Consider the following 2,680-nt stretch of genomic DNA (forward strand, 5'->3'; position numbering starts at 1 on the left):
CCAGTTGAGCCGCGACAAGCTCGTCACGCTGGAACAGGCGCGCGGCGCGCGGGTCGCCCAGCCGAGCGTCGAAGAGGCACGCCAGGTGTTCGAGGTGCGCCACATGCTGGAGTCGGCCATGATCAAGCGCGCCGCCAGCCAGCTCACACCCGACCACATTGCCGAATTGCGCGCGCATTTGCGCGACGAGCAGGCCGCCGTGCAGCGCACCGATGTGTCGGGCCGCACCCAGCTGCTGGCCGACTTCCATGTGGTGCTGGCCCGAATGCTCGGCAACGAGGCCCTGGCCGACATCTTGCGAGAGCTGGTGTCACGCAGTTCGCTGATTTCACTGATGTACCAGTCTGCCCATTCGGCCGAACACTCCTTCGCGGAACACGTGGCCATCGTCGACGCGCTCGAAAAGCGCGACGCGCGCGCCGCCGTCAAGCTGATGGAAAGCCATTTACACAACGTCGAGCGCAACCTGCGGCTCAATCCGCGTGTGCCCGATCTCGAATCGGTCCTGCGACCGGAGTACTGACACACCATGAGCCACGACACCTATCCCAGAGACATGGTCGGTTACGGCCGCAAACCGCCGCATGCGCAGTGGCCGGGCGGCGCCAAGATCGCCGTGCAGTTTGTCCTCAACTACGAAGAAGGCGGCGAAAACAACCCGCTGCACGGCGACCCGACCTCCGAGACCTTTCTCTCCGAGCTGATCACTGCCCAGGCTTACGAAAGCCGGCACATGACCATGGAGTCGATGTACGAGTACGGCTCGCGCGTGGGTGTGTGGCGCATCCTGCGCGAGTTCGAAAAGCGCGGGCTGCCGCTCACGGTGTTTGGCGTGGGCATGGCCTTGCAGCGTTACCCCGAGCTGCTGGCCTGCTTCATGGAAAACGACTACGAGATCGCCAACCACGGCCTGCGCTGGATCCATTACCAAAACCTGCCTGAGGCCACCGAACGCCGCCACCTCGAGCTCGCCACCCAGGTGCTGAAAGACATGACCGGCGGCACCTGGCCGCTCGGTTGGTACACCGGCCGCGACAGCCCCAACACCCGCCGCCTGGTGGTCGACCATGGCGGCTACGAGTACGACAGCGACTACTACGGCGACGACCTGCCGTTCTGGACGCCGGTCACCAAGAGCGACGGCAGCACGGTGCAGCACCTGGTGGTGCCCTACTCGCTGGACACCAACGACATGCGCTTCGTGCAGACCCAGGGCTTCAACACCGGCGAGCACTTCTTCACTTACCTGCGTGACAGCTTCGACGCGCTGTATGCCGAGGGTGACACCGCGCCCAAGATGATGAGCATCGGCATGCACTGCCGCCTGCTCGGCAAGCCGGGCCGCATTGCCTCGCTGCAGCGCTTTCTCGACCACGTGCTCGCCCACAACAAGGTGTGGGTGTGCCGGCGCATCGACATCGCGCGGCACTGGAAGCAGCACTTTCCGGCGCCCACATGATGACGCTCGATCAACTGAACGCAGCGACGCTGACCGAAGCGGCGCAGATGCTCGACGGCGTCTACGAACACTCGCCCTGGATCGCCGAAGCCGCGCTGGCGCAGCGGCCATTCAAGAGCCTGGCCCACCTGAAGCACACGATGGCCGACACCGTGCGACAGGCCGACCGTGCTGCGCAGCTCGCATTGATCCGCGCTCACCCCCAGCTCGCAGGCCAACTCGCCGAGCAGGGCCAGCTCACCGCCGAATCAACGCACGAGCAGGCCACCGCCGGCCTCAAGGCCTGTTCGCCCGAAGAGCTGACCAAGCTGCAACGGCTCAACGCCGAGTACCTCGCCAAATTCGGCTGGCCCTTCATCGTGGCGGTGCGCGGGCCGCGCGGCACCGGCCTCACGCGGCCAGAGATCATCAGCACCTTCGCGCGCCGGCTCGAGAACCACGCCGACTTCGAACTGGCCGAGTGCCTGCGCAACATCCACCGCATTGCCGAGATCCGGCTCAACGACAAGTTCGGCGTGGACCCGGTGTGGGGCAACCAGGTGTGGGACTGCGCCGAGCTGTTGGCGCAGCACAGTGACGTCGAAGGCGCGCTCACCGTCACCTACCTCACCCCGGCGCACCAGGCCTGCCAGGTGCAGCTCGTGCGCTGGATGCACGACTGCGGCTTCGACGAGGTGGAAGTCGACGCCGTCGGCAACGTCGTGGGGATCTATCACGGCAGCGACCCGCAGGCCCCGCGCCTGCTCACCGGTAGCCATTTCGACACCGTGCGCAACGGCGGCAAATACGATGGCCGCCTCGGCATCTTCGTGCCGATGGTCTGTGTGCGAGAGCTGCACCGCTCGGGCAAGCGCCTGCCCTTCGGCCTGGAGGTGATCGGCTTCGCCGAAGAAGAAGGCCAGCGCTACAAGGCCTCCTTCCTCGGCTCCGGTGCGGTGATTGGTCGCTTCGATTTCAGCTGGCTGAACCAGAAAGACGCCGACGGCATCACCATGCGCGAGGCCATGTTCGCCGCCGGCCGCGACCCGGGGCAGATCGCAGCGCTGAAGCGCGACCCGACGCAGTACATGGGCTTCGTCGAGGTGCACATCGAACAAGGCCCGGTGTTGAACGAGATCGACCTGCCGCTGGGCGTGGTCACCTCCATCAACGGCAGCGTGCGCTACCTGGGCGAGATGGTCGGCGTGTCTTGCCACGCCGGCACCACGCCGATGGACCGGC

3 protein-coding genes are annotated in these 2,680 nt (G+C 65.9%); all 3 read left to right on the forward strand.

Annotation, left to right across the window (positions count from 1 at the left end; all coding sequences use genetic code 11):
* On the forward strand, positions 1 to 523 hold a 523-nt coding region (locus RMO40_RS05470; protein WP_309717423.1), incomplete at its 5' end, for an FCD domain-containing protein.
* 6 nt (positions 524 to 529) lie between these two features.
* Positions 530 to 1,459, forward strand: coding sequence for an allantoinase PuuE (gene puuE / locus RMO40_RS05475; RefSeq protein WP_309717425.1), 930 nt, complete (start codon positions 530 to 532; stop codon positions 1,457 to 1,459).
* On the forward strand, positions 1,459 to 2,680 hold a 1,222-nt coding region (uraD, locus tag RMO40_RS05480), incomplete at its 3' end, for a 2-oxo-4-hydroxy-4-carboxy-5-ureidoimidazoline decarboxylase (protein ID WP_309717429.1). The genes puuE and uraD, both read left to right, overlap by 1 nt.

Source organism: Rhizobacter sp., from assembly GCF_031412075.1.
In the GTDB taxonomy this organism is placed as follows: Bacteria; Pseudomonadota; Gammaproteobacteria; order Burkholderiales; family Burkholderiaceae_C; genus Rhizobacter.